Source organism: Streptomyces sp. x-80, from assembly GCF_046549095.1.
GTDB classification, from domain to species: Bacteria; Actinomycetota; Actinomycetes; order Streptomycetales; family Streptomycetaceae; genus Streptomyces; species Streptomyces celluloflavus.
In genome coordinates, this window is the sequence record NZ_JAJPWM010000015.1 from 108,878 (window position 1) to 126,869 (window position 17,992).

The window sequence follows — 17,992 nt, forward strand, 5'->3', positions numbered from 1 at the left end:
GATGCGAGGCATACCGCCCGAGGTGAGCCTGCCGGGCGCCGCGGAGGACATCGTCCGGATGCAGGGCGCCCACGGCAGGGCCGGGCTGACCGGGGCGGACCGCGCACGGCTGGCCGGCTGGCACGAGAGCGCCGCGGCCGGCGGCAGCGGCGCGGAACAGGAGATCATACGGCTGCTGACCCGGCCGTTCAGCCGCCGCGAACAGATCCCCGAGTACTACCGCTACACCAGCCTGCACGTCTACGACTGGTTCCTGGCCCCGTACGCGGACGAACCGGTCGCCGCGGGAATCAGCGGGCTGCACGCGACCCTCGCCGATCTCGCCGCCCGGGAAGGGGCCCGCGCGGATCTGGTCTCCGGTGCGGCTCCCTATCTGCCGGAGCGCCTGGCCCGATTGCGGGAATTGATCGAACAGGTGGACGCGGTGGTCATCGCCCCCGAAGGGCCGGTGCGGGGCGCCGGCAGCACGGGACGGGCGGGCCACGACGACGTACTGCGCCGGCGGCTTTCCGTGCTCACCCGGTGTACGGCATTTCCCCAGTCCGATGACGACAATGAGCATCTGTTTCTGCGGGCCGTGCATTCCTGCGAACTCGCGTTCTATCTGGCACGGTGGACCGCCTGCCGGGCGATCACCGCGATAGCCGCGGACGACCCGACGGCGGCGGCATTCCGTATCGGCCAGGTAGCGGAATTCGCCCAACTGCTCAACGGAATCTTCCATGTCCTCAAGACGCTCTCACCACAGCAGTTCATGAACTTCCGCGAGGCCACCGGGGCGGCCAGCGCCGTACAGTCGCTCAACTTCCACCTCATGGAGCTTGCGCTGTTCGGCTACGATCCCCGGAAATCCGAGGTGTTCTGCGGGATCCGTCACCTCAGAATGCTGAACGATCCGCCGTATCGTGACCACTGGCCGCTGCGTGAGGCCGTTACCGCCTCCGGGAGACCGGAGTTGAGGACGGCATTCGATGCGGTGGAACGGTCGATGCTGACCTGGCGGGGGCGGCATTACGGATTCGGCCGGCTCTATCTGCCCCGTCAACTCAAGGGGTCCGGTGGCACCGAAGGAGCCGGATACCTCAAGAGATTCGTGAACAAGGACAGTTGCCTTCCCGGAACCCCGGGACCGGTCGACGAGGCGATGTTCAAGTTCGCCTTGCAGTGACCGACCGGCTCTCCCGCCCGTTTTCCGGGGCGCGACCACACGACAACAGGAGCCATTCAGTGACCACCATTCCGATTCTGTCCGCCGCTGCCGCCCGTCGCGTTCTGGACGCCGCACTGGCCAAGGCGGGACAGCTGAACGTCGCCGTCGCCGTCGCCGTCGTGGACAGCGGCGGCAACCTCCAGACCCTCGCCCGGATGGACACCGCCACGTTCTGGTCCACCACCATCGCCACGCACAAGGCGGTCACCGCGGCCGGACTCGGCGTACCCACCGTGGCGTTCGGCAAGTTCGCCGCACAGGACCCGATCCTGCTGGCCACCATGGCCACCCAGCCGGGTTCCGCCCTGCTGCCCGGCGGCATCCCGATCGTCGTCGACGGCGCGATCGCCGGGGCCATCGGTGTGGCCGGCGGGACCAAGGGCGAGGACGAGCCCATCGCCGAGGCGGGCGTGGTCGCCGCGGCGGGCTGACCCGCGGCCGCCGCGTGGCCGGACCGGTGCTCCGGCCACGCGGCGGCGCCCGGCGGAGCACGCTCGCGTCACCTCACCGGAGCCGGGCGACCCCGCCGGGGAGAACCGGCGGCCGGCATGGCGGTGGACCGGACACGCCGAACGGGCCCCCGGAACGAGAACAGGTTCTCGGCGCGTCTTCCCCACGGTCGGTAAGCGTCACCGACCGAGCCGTACCGAGCGGGGAAGGCCGATCACCCGATGACGCACCGCACGAAGAGAGCACGGGACCGCGGTCCTCGTCCGACGGCCGCGGTGCCGGGCGGGGGAGCGGCGACGCCGTCGACGACCGGCCCCACGACCGGGACGGCGGTACGGCGTGGCCTACCGGCCGTGGCGCTGACCGGCGCCGCCCCGCTGACCGGACCGGTGGCACCGGCCGCGTCCGCCGTGTCCCCCGCATCCTCGGTGCCTTGGCGTCCTTGGCGTCCGCCGCGTCCGCCGACGGGATCACCCCGCTGCTGTAGGGCATGCGGTGCGATATGGCACACGGCGCGAGCGGCGGCCCGCACTTCGCCGGATTCGACCCGGCGACCGGAACCGGCACGGTGACCGGCGTCACCACGGCCGGCGAGGACCCCTCCGGCGGCGAGAGCGAGTACGCGTACGCCACCCGGCTGGGCACCGACACCGAGCGGCTGTACCGGCGGGCACAGGCCGGCTGACGGAGCGGCAGCCGGACCGGCGGCCGCGCGCCCCGGTGCCGCCGAACCGTCTCCCCCCCCGAGGACCGCACGGCCACGGAGGCCGTCGTGGCCGGCGCGCGGTGCCCGGCCGGCGGCGGTGGGCGGCGGACGGCAACCGCGGCCGGTGGCCGCCGCCCATCCGGTGGCCCGGCGCCGCCCGGAACCAGGCATCGAACGTTTGTCAGGGGGAAACAGACCAGAGCTATGCTGTGCGCGGCTCATGATCTTGTAGGTGTCCATGCGGCGGGATCTGGGCTGTTGTCGTGACATCCTTGCGCGGGCGGCCACCGGGCAGGGCTGTGGACCGGCAACCGGTATTCCCCTGCGTATGGCTCGATGGCCCGGCCGCCGCACATCCCGGGACCGGGGCAGCGGCAGCCGGCCCCTGGTCCGGCGCCGACGCGATGCCCGTGCGCGGGGAGTCGGCCGCGGCCCGTCGTGATCGCGTGCGCAGCCGACCGTCCTCACCACCTTCGGAGGCCCCGTGACCACCCCGCGCCCAGCTCACCACAGCGACGGCTCCGGACCCGTGCCGCCCCCGGGCTGCCCCGCGCACGGTGCGGGCACCGAGGGGCTGCAACGGCTGTACGGGCCCGAGGCGGAGGGGGACGCGCAGGCGCTGTACGAGGTGCTCCGCCAGAAGTACGGCCCGGTGGCGCCGGTGCTGCTGCACGGCGATCTGCCCGCCTGGCTGGTACTGGGACACCGGGAGAACCTTGAGGTGATGCGCAACCCCTCCCGGTTCTCCCGCGATTCCCGCAACTGGCGGATGTTCCGGGAGGGCCGGGTCACCGCGGACTCCCCGCTGCGCCCGATGATCGAATGGCAGCCGATCTGCGTGTTCGCCGACGGCGCGGACCACGTACGGCTGCGCGGAGCCGTCACCGACAGCCTGGCCCGGTTCGACCGCCGGGGGATCCGCCGCTACGTGGTCCGGTACACGAACCAGCTGATCGACGCGTTCGCCGCGACCGGCGAGGCCGACCTGATCTCGCAGTACGCCGAGAAACTCCCGATGCTGGTGATGACCCAGCTCCTCGGGATGCCCGAGGGGTACGGGCCGCGCCTGGTGGACGCCGCGCAGGACCTGATGCGGGGCAGCGAGACCGCCATGACCAGCAATGAGTTCGTGGTCGAGACACTGCGGACCCTGGCCGAGCGCAAACGGGCCGAACCGGGGCACGACTTTGCGTCCTGGCTGATAGGCCACGAGTCGAACCTCACCGAGAACGAGGTGATGGAGCATCTGCGGCTCGTGCTCGTCGCCGCGAACGAGACCACGGTCAACCTGATCGGCAACACCCTGCGCATGGTGCTGACCGACCGCCGCTTCCGCCTCAACCTGACCGGCGGTCAGATGACGCTGCCCGACGCCCTGGAGCAGGTCCTGTGGGACGCGCCGCCGCTGTCGGCGATCCCGGGCCGCTGGGCCATCGGCGACACCGAACTGGGCGGCCGCCGTATCGCGGGCGGCGACATGCTGCTCCTCGGACTGGCGGCCGGCAATGCCGACCCGGAGATCCGGCCCGATCTGTCCGCTCCGGTCCACGGCAACCGCTCCCACCTCGCCTTCAGCAGCGGCCCGCACGAGTGCCCCGGCCGGGAGATCGGCCGGGCCATCGCGGACACCGGCATCGACACGCTGCTGGCGCGGCTGCGTGATCTGCGGCTCGCGGTGCACGAGGGCGAGCTCCAGACGCACCCCGCGTGGCTGTCGGAGCGCCTGGACAGCCTGCCCGTGCGGTTCAAGCCGGAGCAGGAGCGGGCAGCCACGCCCCCGCGCCTCGGGGCGGCGTCTCCGTCACCCGCCGTACCCGCCACCACGGGCCGGACACCGGCGCCGCGGGAAGCCCGCGCTGCCCGCACGCCCTGGTGGCGGTCGCTCTTCCGGGCACGGTCCTAGGGCGTCTCGGCACAGTGGCGCCTGCCCGTGGCGCCTGGCACAGCACCTCCCGGCGTTGTCGGGATCACCCCGGTACACCCGGTGCCGGGTCGGTCCTCCGCCTTGTGATGCACCGCACCGGACGCCGCGGATCACGCCTTCCGGGCGAACGACGGCACTGTGACGACACGCCCTGGCCTGCGTCCGGCCGGCCCGTCACGGGGCCGGCCGGACACCAGCGGCCCGCCCGGCGTCCATGAAGACCTGGTGACGCCGCTATTGGATCAGACGTACGCGATGCGTACGATGCGCCGTAGTTGATCATTCACGGAGTGCCGGTGGCACATCCGGTAGGCCGGTCACGAGGCATCCGCGTACCCGGCCGAGAGTGCCGCACGACAGCTGAGAGGTGGTCAGAAGTGGGACCCGAGCTGATAGTTCCGCCGACCTACTCGCCCATTCCGCCGGCCATCCACCCTCGCCACGAGGCGATCGAGATCCGGACGACAGCCTGGGCGGAACGTTTCTCCATAGGGTCCGACGAACTGCGGGAGCGGCTCGTCACCCACGGCATCGGGGCATTCTCCGCCCGGATACTGCCCGAGGGCCGCGAGGAGGTGGTATCCCTCCTGGCGGACTTCGTGCTGTGGCTCTTCGGCGTCGACGACGGGTACTGCGAGGAGGGCGACCTGGGCTGTAGTCCGGGCGGACTGACGGCGGTTCTCCACCGCCTGCTGCGGGTGGCACAGAACCCGGAGGCCCAGCTCCTGCGGGTGGACCCGCTCGCGGAGGGACTGCGCGACCTGCGGTCGCGGGTGTCCCGGTACGGCACCGCGGGACAGACGGCCCGCTGGCTGGACGCCCTGCGGGAGTATTTCTTCTCCGTGGTCTGGGAGGCGTCCCACCGCAGCGAGGGCACCGTCCCGAGCCTGTCCGACTACACCCTGATGCGCCTGTACGACGGCGCGACCTCGGTCGTGCTGCCGATCCTGGAGATGGGGCACGGCTACGAACTCCAGCCGTACGAACGGGACCGGACCGCCGTGCGCGCCGCGGCCGAGATGGCCTCGTTCGTCATCACCTGGGACAACGACATCTTCTCGCACCACAAGGAGAGCCGGAGCGAGGGCTACTACCTCAACGTCCTCCGGGTGCTGCAACACGAGCACGGCATCGGCCCGGAGCAGGCCCTGACCACGGCGATCGCCCAGCGGGACCGGGTGATGACGCTGTTCATGCGGCTGTCCGCGCAGCTGCGCGACGAGGCCAGCCCGCAGCTGCGGCAGTACCTGAGCGGCCTGGCCTCCTTCATCCGCGGATCACAGGACTGGGGCATCACCTCCCTCCGCTACACCACCCCCGACGATCCGGCCGGGCTCCCCACGACGCTGCGCGAGACGCCCACCGACGACAGTCACGAGCCCCTGGACATCCCCGTCATCTCCTGGTGGTGGGACCTGCTGCCCGCCGGCGGCAGCACCCCGCCGCGGTACGAGAACGGGGACGCGTCCGCAGCCGAGTGGGCGGCGCGGAAGCCGGCCTAGAGGAAGGACTCTTCGGTGACAGTTGGGATAACGGAGGTGCCCCGCGCGCCGGGCGCACTGCCCCTGATCGGGCACGCCGTGAAGCTGGGGCGCGAGCCACTCGGGTTCCTGCGGTCGCTGCGGCAGACCGGTGATCTGGTCCGCGTCGACCTGGGCACGCTGCCGGTGTACTTCGCCACCAGCGCCGAGCTGGTCCACGCCGTGACCGTCACGCACGCACGGAGCTTCGAGAAGGGCCGGCTGTACGACCGGGTACGGCCACTGGTCGGCAACGGTCTCGCCAATGCCACCGGCCCGGTCCACCGCCGGAACCGCCGTCTGGTGCAGCCCGTGTTCCACCATGAGCGCATCGCGGGCTACGCGCGGACGATGAGCGACCGGGCCCGTGCCCTGACCGGATCGTGGACTTCGGGACAGCGCATCGACGTCGAGCAGGTCATGGGGGAGTACGCCATCGAGACGCTGGCGGAGACCATGTTCTCCGCCGACATCGGGCGTCCCGCCGTGGAGTCGGTCCGCCGGAACCTCCCGGTGATCCTGAAGAACATGCTGCTGCGCGCCGCCTCTCCCAAGCTGCTGGACCGGCTGCCGATCCGCCCCAACCGCGAGTTCGACGCCGCGGCCCGGAGCATGCGGCAGGTCATCGACGAGGTGATCGCGAGCACCCGCCGGTCCGGGCGGAGCGGCCAGGCCGATCTGCTGTCCCTGCTGCTGGACGCGCGCGACGCCGACACCGGTGAGGCACTGACCGACGAGGAGGTCCGGGACGAACTCGTCACCATCCTCTTCGCCGGCTCGGAGACCACGGCCTCCACCCTCAGCTGGGCCTTCCACGAGATCGCCCGTGCCCCCGAGGTCGAGCGGCAACTGCTGGCCGAGGTCGACGAGGTCGTCGGCACCCGCCCCGTGACCGTCGAGGACATCCCCCGTCTCGTCACCGTCCGGCGGGTGCTGGACGAGGTGATCCGGCTGCACGGGGTGACGCTGCTGATGCGCCGCACCACCGAGCCGGTGGAGCTCGGCGGATTCCGCCTCCCCGCCGGGGTGGAGGTCGGCTTCAGCCTCTACGCCCTGCACCGGGATCCGCGGCTCTACACCGAACCGGACCGTTTCGACCCCGACCGGTGGCTGCCGGAGCGGCGCGCCGGCATACCGCGCGAGGCATTCGTCCCCTTCGGCGCGGGCAACCGCAAATGCATCGGGGACGCCTTCAGCTGGACGGAGGCCACGATCGTCCTGGCGACGGTCCTCTCCCGCTTCACGCTCCGCGCCGTTCCCGGGCACACCACCCGCGAAGCGGCCTCCGCGATGGCCCATCCCGACCATGTCCCCATGGAAATCATCGCCCGGGACGCCTGACACCCGGCTCGGACCGCCGGGCGGGCGGGAGGTGTGCGACGGCCGCACCGGCGTCGCGGGTCCCGGGGCGGCGGACCGCTCCGGCACCCGCCGCCGCTCCGGCGCGACGGCCGGCGTATCCTCCGCGGCGTGGCCGGGAGGCGTACACGCCTGCCGGCAGGCGCCTGCGGAGGGGTGCGTGCCGCGGCCGCGGCTTACCGCCGTGAAGATGCCGCGCGCCCGATGGCCGCGCGGCAGCGGATACAGGGGAACGGTCGGCGGCCGGCCGTACCACAGGACACCGGCCGCCGATTCCAGCCGCGTCAGCTGCGGGGAGACGGACGAGGGGCTGTACGAGAGGGCGGCGGCGACCGCCGCTGGCGTGCCGCGGTGCTTGAACTCGCGCAGCAGCCGGAGCCGGTGCAGATCGAACACCGGCAACCCTCCGCCACCACGGGAATCATCGGCATTGCCGAGGAATGTACGCGGGAAACATTCGCTGGACCGATGGATGGGCGCATCGCACGATGGAGGCATGCCTGAGAACTCGCCCCGCCGCCCGCTGCCGTGGTTCGCGCGTCCCGCCGCCCGGCGGTGGACCTGCGCGCCGGTCCCCGCCGGGGCGGGCCAGTACCACGCCTCGCTGCCCGGCTACGCCCCCACCCCGCTGGCCGAACTCCCCGCCCTCGCCGCCGGGCTGGGGGTCGGCCGGGTCTTCGTCAAGGACGAGTCGTCCCGCCTGGGACTGCCCGCGTTCAAGGTGCTCGGCGCCTCCTGGGCCATCCACCGGACCCTCGCCGAGCGGGCGCGCGGCGGGTCGCCGGCCGGCCCCGTCACGTTCGTCACCGCCACGGACGGCAACCACGGCCGCGCGGTGGCCCGTACGGCCCGCCTGCTCGGGCAGCGCGCCCACGTCTTCGTATCGGAGGGTGTGCACCCCGGCGCCGCGGCCGCCATCGCCGCCGAGCAGGCCCGGGTCACCCGCGTGGCCGGGTCCTACGACGACGCCGTACGCCGGGCGGCCGACGCGGCGACCGCGCCGGACGCGGTCCTCCTCCAGGACACCGCCTGGCCCGGCTACGAACAGATACCCGGCTGGATCGCCGAGGGGTACGGCACGCTGTTCGCCGAGATCGACGCACAACTGACCGCCGTGGGAGCGGAGTTGCCCGATCTCGTCGCCGTCCCCGTCGGAGTGGGCTCGCTCGCCCAGGCGGCCGTCACCCACTACCGCAGCCGCCCCACGGGTCACGCGCCCGCCCTGCTGTCCGTCGAACCCGACACCGCGGCCTGCGCCCTGGCCTGCCTCACCGAGCGGCGGCTGCACAGCGTGGCCACCGGCACCACGGCCATGGCGGGGCTGAACTGCGGTACGCCCTCCAGCATCGCCTGGCCCTACCTGCGCGACGGACTGGACGCCGCCGTCGCCGTCACCGACGCCGACAGCGCCGGGGCCGCCCGTGACCTCGCCGCCCTCGGGATCTCCGCCGGCCCCTGCGGCGCCGCCTCCCTCGCGGGGGTCCGCGCCGCCCTCACCGGCGACGGGGCGGCCGGCCGCCGCACCGCCCTGGCCCTCGGACCGGCCGCCACCATCGTCCTGCTGAGCACCGAAGGCGCCGCCGCCAACCCGCACGGCCCGGCGGACCGGCCGTGACGAGCCCCGCCGACGCCCAGGTGCAGGTGTGCAGGTGTGCAGGTGCGCGGGGGCGAGCGGGGGCACCTGACGGCTGCTGACGGCGGGTCAACCGGGATCGCTTTCTGCACCCCGCCCCGCGCGCCCGTCCCGTAGGCCGTCTTCCACCCCGGCGTCCCCGTCCCTACCCTCGGGACCATGGGGGACGCGAGTGCCGGGCGGCAAGAGCGGCGACAGCGGCGGGGCCGGCAACGGCCGAGGGGCCGGCACGCCCGGCAGGGCCGGCCCGAGGTGAGTCTGCGGCGCGATGCCGTGGGGCTGCGGGACGTGCTCTTCCAGAGCGTGACGTCCATGGCGCCCGGGGCCGCCATCGCCGTCTCCATCCCGGCCGGTGCCGCCTTCGCGGGCGGCGCCCTGCCGCTGTCCGTCCTGATCGCCCTGGTGGCCTGCCTGTTCACGGCCTCGTCCGTGGCCGAGCTGGCCCGGCACCTGCCGTCCGCGGGATCGGTGGCCGCCTACAGCTCCCGGGGCCTGCACCCCGCCGTCGGGTTCGTGGTGGCCTGGGTCTACCTCCTCGTCGAAGCGCTCGTCCCGGCGCTGCTGCTGGTGCAGTTGGGCTTCACGGTCGCGGGCACCGCACACCAGGAGTGGCCCGGGTATCCGCAGAGCCTGTGGTGGCCCTGGGTGCTCGCGGGCGCGGCGGTGATAGCCGTGACCGGCTACTACGGCATACGGGCCGCCGCCCGGCTGGGCACCGTCCTGGGCGCCTTCGAGGTGCTGGTCTTCGTCGTCTTCGCGGGCCTGCTGATCGCCCACGCCGGCCGCCACAACACCCTGACCGTCTTCGGCACCGCGCACACCCCCGCGGCCCACGAAGGCGTCGGCGGCGTCATCGCGGGATCGGTCTACACGGTGCTGGCCTTCGCGGGATTCGAGGCGGCGGCGCCGCTGGCGGAGGAGACCCGCGATCCGCGCCGCACCCTGCGCCGCGCGGTGCTGGGCTCGGCACTGGCCATCGGCCTGCTCTTCATCCTGACCACCTACGCCATGACGGTCTTCTACGGCCCGGACGCCTTCCACACCTTCGGCGCGTCCGGTGCCGCCTCCTGGGACGGGGTGGCCCGCGCCTCCTTCGGCGCGTTCTGGGTCCTGGTCTTCCTGGCGGTGGTCAACTCCACCATCGCCAACGCCAACGCCGCCGCGAACGCCTCGACCCGGACGGCCTTCGCGCTGGGCCGCGTCGGCGTCTTCCCCCGCTCCCTCGCCCGCCTCCACCCCGTGCACCGCTCGCCCGTCATCGGCCTGCTCGTCCAGTGTCTGGCCGCGCCGGCCGCGGCGCTGGGCCTGGGCTTCGCGTACGGCCCGGACACCGCGTTCCTGCTGCTGGCCACCGTCGTGGTGACCGCGATCATCTCCGTCTACCTGCTCACCAACCTCGCCTGCGTCGGCTACTTCCTGCGGCGGCGCCGCGCGGAGTTCCGCCCGGTGCGCCACCTCCTCTTCCCGGTCCTGGGCATCGCGGCCTTCACCCCCGCGCTGCTCACCGCCGCGGGGCTGCCGGTGTTCTCCTTCGTCACCGAACTGACCGCTCCGGTCTCCTCGGCCGGTGCCGTGGTGGCGCTGTGGAGCGCGGCCGGACTCGGCATCGCCGTCGTACTGTGGCGGCGGCATCCGGACCGGCTGGCGGCCACCGGCCTCGTCCACCTCGATCAGGAGTCGCCATGACCGATCCCGCTTCGGACCCGCACATCCTCACCGTCCGGCCCGGCGAGGAGGATTACGCCTGGACGTTCGGCGGGGCCGCACCCGTGGCCCGGATCGCCCCGGGCACGGTCCTGGACGTCTTCACCGAGGACTGCTTCGGCGGCCGGGTGCGGACCGCGAAGGATTTGGTGTCGCAGGTCTGCGAATTCCCGTTCGTCAATCCGCAGACCGGGCCGTTCCACGTCGAGGGCGCGGAGCCCGGCGACACGCTCGCCGTGCACTTCGTGTCCATCGAACCCCGCAGGGACTGGGCGGCCTCCACGACCGTGCCGCTCTTCGGGGCGCTGACCGCCACCCATGCCACCGCCGCGCTGCACCCGCCGCTCCCCGAGGCCGTCTGGATCTGGCAGCTGGACCGTGCGCGGCGCCTGTGCCACTTCAGCGCCCGGGACAGCGAGTGGGAGCTGACGCTGCCGATGGACCCGATGCACGGCACGGTCGGGGTGGCACCAGCCAACCTGGAGGTGCGCTCCGCGCTGGTCCCGGACGCGCACGGCGGCAACATGGACACGCCCGAGATGCGGGCGGGCGTCACCTGCTATCTCGGGGTCAACGTCGAAGGCGCGCTGTTCAGCCTCGGCGACGGGCACGCCCGCCAGGGCGAGGGGGAGACCTGCGGGGTCGCGGTCGAGACGGCGATGCACACCGTCGTGATCGTGGAGCTGCTCAAACACGTGGCCACTCCCTGGCCGCGTCTGGAGTCGGACACCCACATCATCTCGACGGGCTCGGCCCGCCCGCTGGAGGACGCCTTCCGCATCTCCCAGCTGGACCTGATCCAGTGGCTCGCGCGTGACTACGGGGTGAGCGAACTGGACGCCTACCAGGTCGTGACGCAGGCGGTCGAATCCCCGCTCGCCAACGTCTGCGACAGCAACTACACCTGTGTGGCCAAGCTCCGCAAGGAGTGGCTGCCGCCCGGCCGGACGCACGGCGGGCTGCACGACGAGCTGCGCGCGCGGGCGGCCGCCCTCCGCTGACCCGCACCGGCCGGACGGCGCGACCGTCCGGCCGGTCCGTGGCGCCCCGCGGTGACGGGGATCAGATCAGCAGGAACGCCGCCGAGGTGGCCGCGCCGAGGGACGCGCCGGCGACGGTCTGCGCGACCGTGTGGAAGCGCAGCGCGACCCGGGACCAGCACACGGCGACGGTCATCGCGTAGGCGAGCAGCCACCAGGGGGAGTGCACCACGGCGAGCTGCGCCACCACGGCCGAGGCGACCGCGGAGTCCACCGAGATCTTCCAGACGGTGTTGACGGCCAGGAGGAGGACGGTCATCGCCCAGAGGGCGAGCATCGTGACCAGGATGCCGACGGGGGCGCGGCCGAGCACCATGATGAGGGAACCGGCGCCGATGGAGCCGAGGATGACGAAGAAGATCGGCGCCCGCTTGGTCCGGTCGACGACATGCCGGTCGCCCCAGGTGCCCCGCTTGCGTTCCCATTCGATGTAGCCGGCGGGCACGATCCCGGCGCACAGGGCGCCGAGCAGGCCCCACAGGAGCCCGGTCCACTCGCCCGCGGCGGCCAGGCCGATACCGAGCATGCCGATCAGCAGGACGTTGCGGGGCTGGAAGATGTCGGTGACGGTGCGGGCCGTCGTGCGGGTACTCATGCGGTGCTCTCCATGGACTCCAGGACGTACCGGGTCCGGTCGTCGGTGACCGTCCGGTAGGCGGCTGCCACGCGCACCAGCCAGGCCACCTCGTCGTCCTGGTCGGTGGCGTGCTTGGACTCGACGGCCGCGGCCGGGCCGGCGGGCGCACCGTCGGCCTTGGCTGCGAGGGCCGCCTTGATCCAGTAGGCGTCGGCCAGCGGAGCGGCCTCGTCGGGCTCCGGGGCGTCGTGTGCGGCGGCCCGCTTGGCGGCCGGGAGCAGGCCGTCCGGCACGTAGTGGCGCAGCTTCTCCACCGCGTCCGCGATATCGGCGGCCCACCGGTCGACCCGCAGGTCCGCGGGGGTGTCGAACCGGGTCAGTTCGCGGGGCAGCGAGGCCGGCGGCGCGAAGGGCTGGTCGGGGAAGGCCGTCATCAACTCGCGCCACAGGGGGTGCAGCCGGGTCTGGGCCCGCCACAGTTTCGCGCGGTGCCAGCCTTTGCCGAAGGCGGGGATGGACGCACCCACCGCGAAGAAGGCGAACAGGACGAGCTGCGCGGACTCGGTGATCTCGTCGAAACGCAGCGCGAACGCCTTGCCGGGCCGGTCGATGACGCTGACCCACAGGAACAGCGTCCGGCTGAGCGTGTAGCCGACGCCGATGAACATGGCGAAGGTCATCATGCCGAGGCCCACCCGGAGATGACGGAGCGTGCTGTGGGCGGTGGCCAGCGCCCACTGGTAGGCGCAGACGGCGGACGCGGCACCCAGATAGACGTAGAAGACGCTCATGTAGAGCGTGGCACCCCACTGGCCGGCGTGGTCGGAGACGAAACGGTCCGAGGGGACGGAACGGTCGACCACGGTGAAGAAGAGCACGGTCAGCAGGACGAGGGTGGCGACCGACGCCTTGGCCGCCACCTGCTGGATCACCCGGGCGAACCGGACGTGCCGGGGGATGTCCCCGCCGTCGGGGTAGTGCCCGTAGATGGCGACGATGTAGCTGAGGATCGCGAGGATCGCGATGGTCGCCGTGTAGTGCTTGATGAGGACGGCGAGATCGGTGACGGAGCTGTTGTTGAGCCCGATTCGAATGATCCTGGTCTTGGTCCACAGGGCGACGGCGAACCCCGCGTAGCAGCCCCAGAGGGCCCGGCGGCGCTTGTCTTCTTCATCGCCCCACAGCGCGGCGGGCATGCGCCACAGCGCGACAGCGGTCATCAGGCCGGCTATGAGATACCCGGCAAGGTCGAGCGGGGTCACGACGGGATTCCTCGGGGAGTGGTGGGGGTTACGGACGGCGGAAGAAACCGCGGCGCCGGTGCGCGACGGGGCGGGAGAGGGAGTTGGTCAGGCGGCCGACCATGTCGTCGCTCGTCACGTCCCTGGCCATGCGGGGGATCAGCGAGGCACCGAATTCAGCCACCCGCTCGTCGTGGGTGTCGTACTGCGCGCGGGCCTGCATCGGGCCGCCGGCCCGGAACGCGTCGGTGACCGCCGGGGGGAAGCACGGCGGCTCGTCCGGGGCGGCGGGCCCGGCGGCCGGGTCCTCGTCGGCGGCGAGCACCCGGGTGATCAGCGAGGTGTCGAAGACGGGCAGCAGCTGCCGGAGCTGGTCCGCGTCGAGCGTGGTGCCGTGGTCGAACCATTCATGGCACAGCTCGTGCAGGATGACGTGCTGGGTCTGGTACGCGGTGGGGCGCCGTCGGTAGAGCACGAAGCTGGTGTCACCGCACTTGAGGCGCAGACCGCAGGCGGCGTTGACCCGGGCCAGCTGGTCGGGGAGTTCGTGCAGCGCGATGGTGCGGCCGCGGGCCGCCTCCATGTTCGCCACCAGTCCGGGGATGCTGAACGGCACAGGGAGGGGCAGATCGGCCAGACCGTCTTCGCACTCTCTCCGCAGCTCGCGCATGGACATGGGGACCTCTTGATCGTCGTCACGCGTGCGTGTGACATGCGCTCGACAGAGTTTAACCACGTCCCCCGGACACCGCGGTCACGGCTCCGGCTCCACGTCGTCCGCGTCCTTCCTGGCCTTGGCGTCCTCCAGAAGGGACAGTGCGAACTTCAGCAGCTCCGGGGGGAGGCCGTTGTCGTCGAGGCCGCGGCCGGCCAGACCGCTGATCTCTCCCGTGCGCCGCTTGGCGAGGAACTGGAGCCCGGCCACGACCTCGTCGACGACCTCGGACTCCTCCTTGAAGAAGCGCCAGTCCACCCCGAAACCCGTACCGAGGGCCCGGAGGATGTCCTCCGACGGGTGGGTGACCTTCCCGGCGAGAATGTTGGAGAAGTAACTGTGCGAGAGGGAGCCGCCCCGCTCCCTGACCCGTTCCGCGAAGACCCGGCCCGAGATCTTCTGGCCCGGGAAGGTCTTCTCCACCATGTACGCGACCTTCTGCTGCAACGTCTTCAGCTCGGGCGTGCGCTGTTCGTCACTGTCCATCAGGCCCCCACGATCACGCCCGCCGCGCGTGCGCTCATCCGACGCCGCGCGGTGTTCGAATTCGGTCAACGGGCTCGTACTGTAACCGACCCTGACGGGGCGCCCGCAGTGCGAGCGGAGAAACGGAGCGTCTTGCTCCGTGGTCGGGGCGGCCGGGCTTGCGTAAACACTCTACGCCACTGTTAACTCGAAAAAACACGGGCAGGGGGCCACGAGGGGAGTCCCCTGCCCGTGTATTGCCCTGCTCTGCCCGGTCACCGGTACGCCCATGGCCGAGAGTGGCCCGCGCCGCCACGACGGGTGGCGCGGGAGGCACGGGCGGACGGGAAATTCACTGATTCCGGTGAACGCCCCCGCTCCGCGGACGAGGCCGCCACCGCGGAACGAGGGCCGGCCGCACGGCACCTCCGGGAAGTCCGGGGGAGTTCACGACCCGGGAAACGCACAACTCCCGCTGGTGACAGGCCCGGTGACGCCGCGCCTGTACACCTCCGCCGGACATCGGCGGCAGCCGCTGTCCGGGCGGCACGGCCCATCTCGCCTGCCCGGTACGGGGCTTGAATTTGTGCAGTTCCTTTGACATTGCCGTGATCGTCGTACTTCTCTGTGTCCGTCTGCGATGCAGACGGACAGGGAAGGGCCGTTCGTCCTGCGTGTCCCCGCGCTGTCCGCGCTGCCTGACCGTGGACAGGGGCCTGAGCCCGTACTGGGCAGCCCAAGTGACGAGGGGACAGAGATACATGCGAATTGCTCGGATGAAGAGACTTTCAGCCATCGGCGCGACGGCCGTGGTCGTGGGGGTCGTCGGCGCGACCGTGCTGCCGGCCACGGCGGCCTCCGCGGAGGACCGGGAGGGGCACAAGGGCAGGGCCGTCGGCTGGCACCTCCGTACCGGCAAGCACACCGCGATGTGGACCGGCACGCACGTCCTGGACAACGGAAGTCCCGCACTCTGCCTGGACCTTGCGTGGTACGGGCCGGACGGCACCGACAACGGATACAAGCGGACCGACGCGCCGTCGGAGCTCAGCGAGGACACCAAGGCCCGGTTGGCCTGGCTGGCTGCGAAGTACGGCAAGCTGCCGGACAACGTGAAGAACCGCAACACCACCGCCGCCGCCTCCCTGCTGACCTGGGCGCTGGCCGCCCATGACGGCATCGACGAGAACGGCTACAACGGCGAGAAGATCCCGTGGCAGACCTGGCTGACCAAGGGAATGCCGAAGGGCGCCATCGCGGGCTACGGCGCCGACGCGAAGGTCGACACGGCGCCCATCGTGGCCGAGTTCAACCAATTGCGCACCGAGATCCAGAAGGTCGACGGCACTCCGTACGCGCTGAGCGTCGAGGGCTCGGGGAAGACCTTCCCCTATGAGCGGACCCCGGAGGAGAAGTCGCTCACCCTCAAGGTCGCGCAGGGGGACAAGCCGGCCCCCGACGTCCACGTCAACACCACGGGCCTCACCAACATCGCCGAACCGAAGACCCCGGGCGAAGTGGGCATCACCGACGCCAAGGGCGAGGCCGCGTTCCGCTTCACCCCCGACAAGCCGGGCACGAAGACGGGCGCGAAATTCGAGGCCAAGGTCTCGGTGAACACGCCAACTTTCTGGCACACCGACCGGACGGTGCACGGCAAGCCCATGCAGCGGCTGATCTACTTCCTGGCCGAGCAGAAGTCGCTCCCCGCCGCCGGCGAGATCGCGTTCCAGCCGCCCGCCATCGTGATCACGGAGAAGAAGGACCGCGCCACCGGCAAGGCCGTCTCCACACCCGCCACCTACGAGATCCACGCGGACGACAAGGGAGCGCCGGGCAAGGTGATCACCACGGTCACCACGGGGAAGGACGGCAAGTCCCAGCCCGTCGACCTGCCCGCCGGGACCTACTGGCTCGTCGAAACCAAGGCCCCGGAGGGCTATCAGATCGACAAGGAACCCAAGCGCATCGACGCCAAGTCCGGTGAGCAGCAGGTGATCACGGTATGGGACAACGTCGTGCCCACCCCCACGCCGACGCCGCCCAGCACACCGCCGGCCACTCCCGAGCAGCCGCAGCCCAAGCCGCCCGCCCCCGCCGGGGTCGTGCCCAGCGGCGGCCAGCTGGCGCGTACCGGCACCAACGCCACCCCCTATCTCGCCGCGGGTGCCGCCGCACTGGTCCTGACCGGTGGGGGCGCCCTGGCACTGGCCCGACGCCGTAAGGCCGCGGACCGCCCGTAACCCGGCCGGCCACGCGCCACGGCCGGCCCCGCCTCACCCTTTCCGTCCTTTCTGCCCTTCCATCCCTGCCACCCTGATCCGCTGACGGCGCGGGCCTCCACCACACGCCGCGGACGGCACGGCAGTGGCGGTGCCCCCGGTCCCGTACCGGGGGCACCGCCATGTCCCGGACGGGCGGTGCGCGTCGGCGCCGCCGGGACGGTCACCGAGCCGCCGCCCGCCCGGCACCGCCGTACGGCGCGCGGCGCGCCGCCCCCGCCGGAACGACCGATCAGCCCCGGACGCCCTCTACCATCCCCTCAGCCGAGATGCCCGCGATATGCCCTGGGCACCGAAGGCGAGGCCGCGGCCTCCCGGCGGGCGGGTGGCAGTTCGGGCACGCATCCGGCGCGGCGGACACGGCGGACACAGGAAGGACGACGCCTTGGAGGACTCCGGCACTCTGGTTCCACGGACCGCGCGGCGTCGGCTGGTCGGGGGATTCCTCGCGGCGGTCCTGGGCGCGGGCACCCTGCCGGTGACCTCGTACGCCGCGGCCGCTTCCGGCCGTGACCGGGATACCGGGCCGCGGGTGCTGGAAGAGGCCGAGCGGCAGATCGGCGTCCCCTACGCATGGGGCGGCGGCGACCGGCTCGGGCCGGGCCCCGGATTCTGTGCCGGGCCCAACGGCTACCTGGACGGCGCGTGCGCGGCCGAGCGGACCATCGGCTTCGATTGCAGCGGCCTCGCGCTGTATGCCTGGTACCGCGCGAGCGGCGGGACCATTGATCTGCCGCACCACACCACCGCCCAGTACGACGCGGGCCGCCCGGTCGGCCGGACCGAACTGCGCCCGGGAGACCTGCTGTTCTTCTCCCGCCCCGACGAGCCGCTGCACCACGTGGGGATCTACGCCGGCGACGCCGCCATGGTCCACGCCGAACGGACCGGTACGCCCGTCGCCCGCCTGGACGACGTCTTCCGGCACCCCCGATGGGGCCGGGAATACGCCGGCGCGGTACGGCCCGTCGCTCCCTGAACCCACCGACGAGCGGCGCCCCGCGGAACCGCCGATGCGGCTGCCGTTCCCCCGGTGAGCAGCCACTCGACCACCGCGGCAGCATTGGCACTCGGGCCGAGGCCCGCGACGAGCTCCCGCACCACCCCGTCCCCGCGCTGAACGCGGCCTGGCGCGGCGCGCCGCCGACGTACACCTTCCGGCAGCA

General features: G+C 72.2%; 15 protein-coding genes. 11 read left to right on the forward strand and 4 right to left on the reverse strand.

The features are described from left to right. Window position 1 precedes the first annotated feature (1 nt). From ACLJWH_RS27800 to ACLJWH_RS27840, 9 genes are all read left to right on the forward strand, one after another. Window positions 2–1,168: a tryptophan 2,3-dioxygenase family protein gene (locus ACLJWH_RS27800; RefSeq protein ID WP_411144502.1), complete on the forward strand. Its 1,167-nt coding sequence runs from the start codon at window positions 2–4 to the stop codon at window positions 1,166–1,168. A gap of 59 nt (window positions 1,169–1,227) precedes the next feature. Further along, window positions 1,228–1,641, forward strand: coding sequence for a GlcG/HbpS family heme-binding protein (locus ACLJWH_RS27805; protein ID WP_411144503.1), 414 nt, complete (start codon window positions 1,228–1,230; stop codon window positions 1,639–1,641). Window positions 1,642–2,162: 521 nt separating this feature from the next. Next, complete coding sequence (locus tag ACLJWH_RS27810; protein ID WP_411144504.1) at window positions 2,163–2,345, forward strand: hypothetical protein; 183 nt, start codon at window positions 2,163–2,165, stop codon at window positions 2,343–2,345. 505 nt (window positions 2,346–2,850) lie between these two features. Then, complete coding sequence (locus ACLJWH_RS27815) at window positions 2,851–4,269, forward strand: cytochrome P450 (protein ID WP_411144505.1); 1,419 nt, start codon at window positions 2,851–2,853, stop codon at window positions 4,267–4,269. Between the two features lie 398 nt (window positions 4,270–4,667). After that, complete coding sequence (locus ACLJWH_RS27820; protein ID WP_411144506.1) at window positions 4,668–5,792, forward strand: selina-4(15),7(11)-diene synthase; 1,125 nt, start codon at window positions 4,668–4,670, stop codon at window positions 5,790–5,792. A 15-nt stretch (window positions 5,793–5,807) separates the two neighbouring features. Then, window positions 5,808–7,151, forward strand: coding sequence for a cytochrome P450 (locus ACLJWH_RS27825; protein ID WP_411144507.1), 1,344 nt, complete (start codon window positions 5,808–5,810; stop codon window positions 7,149–7,151). Between the two features lie 514 nt (window positions 7,152–7,665). Further along, window positions 7,666–8,784 (forward strand): diaminopropionate ammonia-lyase, encoded by a 1,119-nt coding sequence (locus tag ACLJWH_RS27830; RefSeq protein WP_411144508.1) that lies wholly within the window; start codon window positions 7,666–7,668, stop codon window positions 8,782–8,784. A 177-nt stretch (window positions 8,785–8,961) separates the two neighbouring features. Continuing rightward, complete coding sequence (locus tag ACLJWH_RS27835) at window positions 8,962–10,488, forward strand: APC family permease (protein ID WP_411144509.1); 1,527 nt, start codon at window positions 8,962–8,964, stop codon at window positions 10,486–10,488. Then, window positions 10,485–11,507, forward strand: coding sequence for an acetamidase/formamidase family protein (locus ACLJWH_RS27840; RefSeq protein WP_411144510.1), 1,023 nt, complete (start codon window positions 10,485–10,487; stop codon window positions 11,505–11,507). The genes ACLJWH_RS27835 and ACLJWH_RS27840 overlap by 4 nt, the downstream gene beginning before the upstream one ends. Before the next feature lie 61 nt (window positions 11,508–11,568). Here the strand turns inward: ACLJWH_RS27840 and ACLJWH_RS27845 are convergent, their stop codons facing one another. The 4 genes from ACLJWH_RS27845 to ACLJWH_RS27860 form a co-directional block, all read right to left on the reverse strand. Then, window positions 11,569–12,141, reverse strand: a complete 573-nt coding sequence (locus tag ACLJWH_RS27845; protein ID WP_411144511.1) for a hypothetical protein — start codon at window positions 12,139–12,141, stop codon at window positions 11,569–11,571. After that, window positions 12,138–13,385: an MAB_1171c family putative transporter gene (locus ACLJWH_RS27850; protein WP_411144512.1), complete on the reverse strand. Its 1,248-nt coding sequence runs from the start codon at window positions 13,383–13,385 to the stop codon at window positions 12,138–12,140. Before ACLJWH_RS27850 ends, ACLJWH_RS27845 begins: the two co-directional genes overlap by 4 nt. 28 nt (window positions 13,386–13,413) lie before the next feature. Continuing rightward, entirely contained in the window at window positions 13,414–14,040 is a 627-nt protein-coding gene (locus ACLJWH_RS27855; protein ID WP_411144513.1) for a toxin, read from the reverse strand. Window positions 14,041–14,118: 78 nt separating this feature from the next. After that, the gene (locus tag ACLJWH_RS27860) at window positions 14,119–14,565 is read right to left on the reverse strand and encodes a hypothetical protein (RefSeq protein WP_411144514.1); all 447 of its coding nucleotides are present in this window, start codon (window positions 14,563–14,565) and stop codon (window positions 14,119–14,121) included. A gap of 755 nt (window positions 14,566–15,320) precedes the next feature. On the opposite strand from ACLJWH_RS27860, the gene ACLJWH_RS27865 reads away from it, so the two are divergent. Then, a complete protein-coding gene (locus ACLJWH_RS27865) occupies window positions 15,321–16,787 on the forward strand; it encodes a prealbumin-like fold domain-containing protein (protein ID WP_411144515.1) in 1,467 nt (488 codons plus the stop codon). 424 nt (window positions 16,788–17,211) lie between these two features. Further along, the gene (locus tag ACLJWH_RS27870) at window positions 17,212–17,805 is read left to right on the forward strand and encodes a C40 family peptidase (protein ID WP_411144516.1); all 594 of its coding nucleotides are present in this window, start codon (window positions 17,212–17,214) and stop codon (window positions 17,803–17,805) included. Window positions 17,806–17,992: the final 187 nt, after the last annotated feature.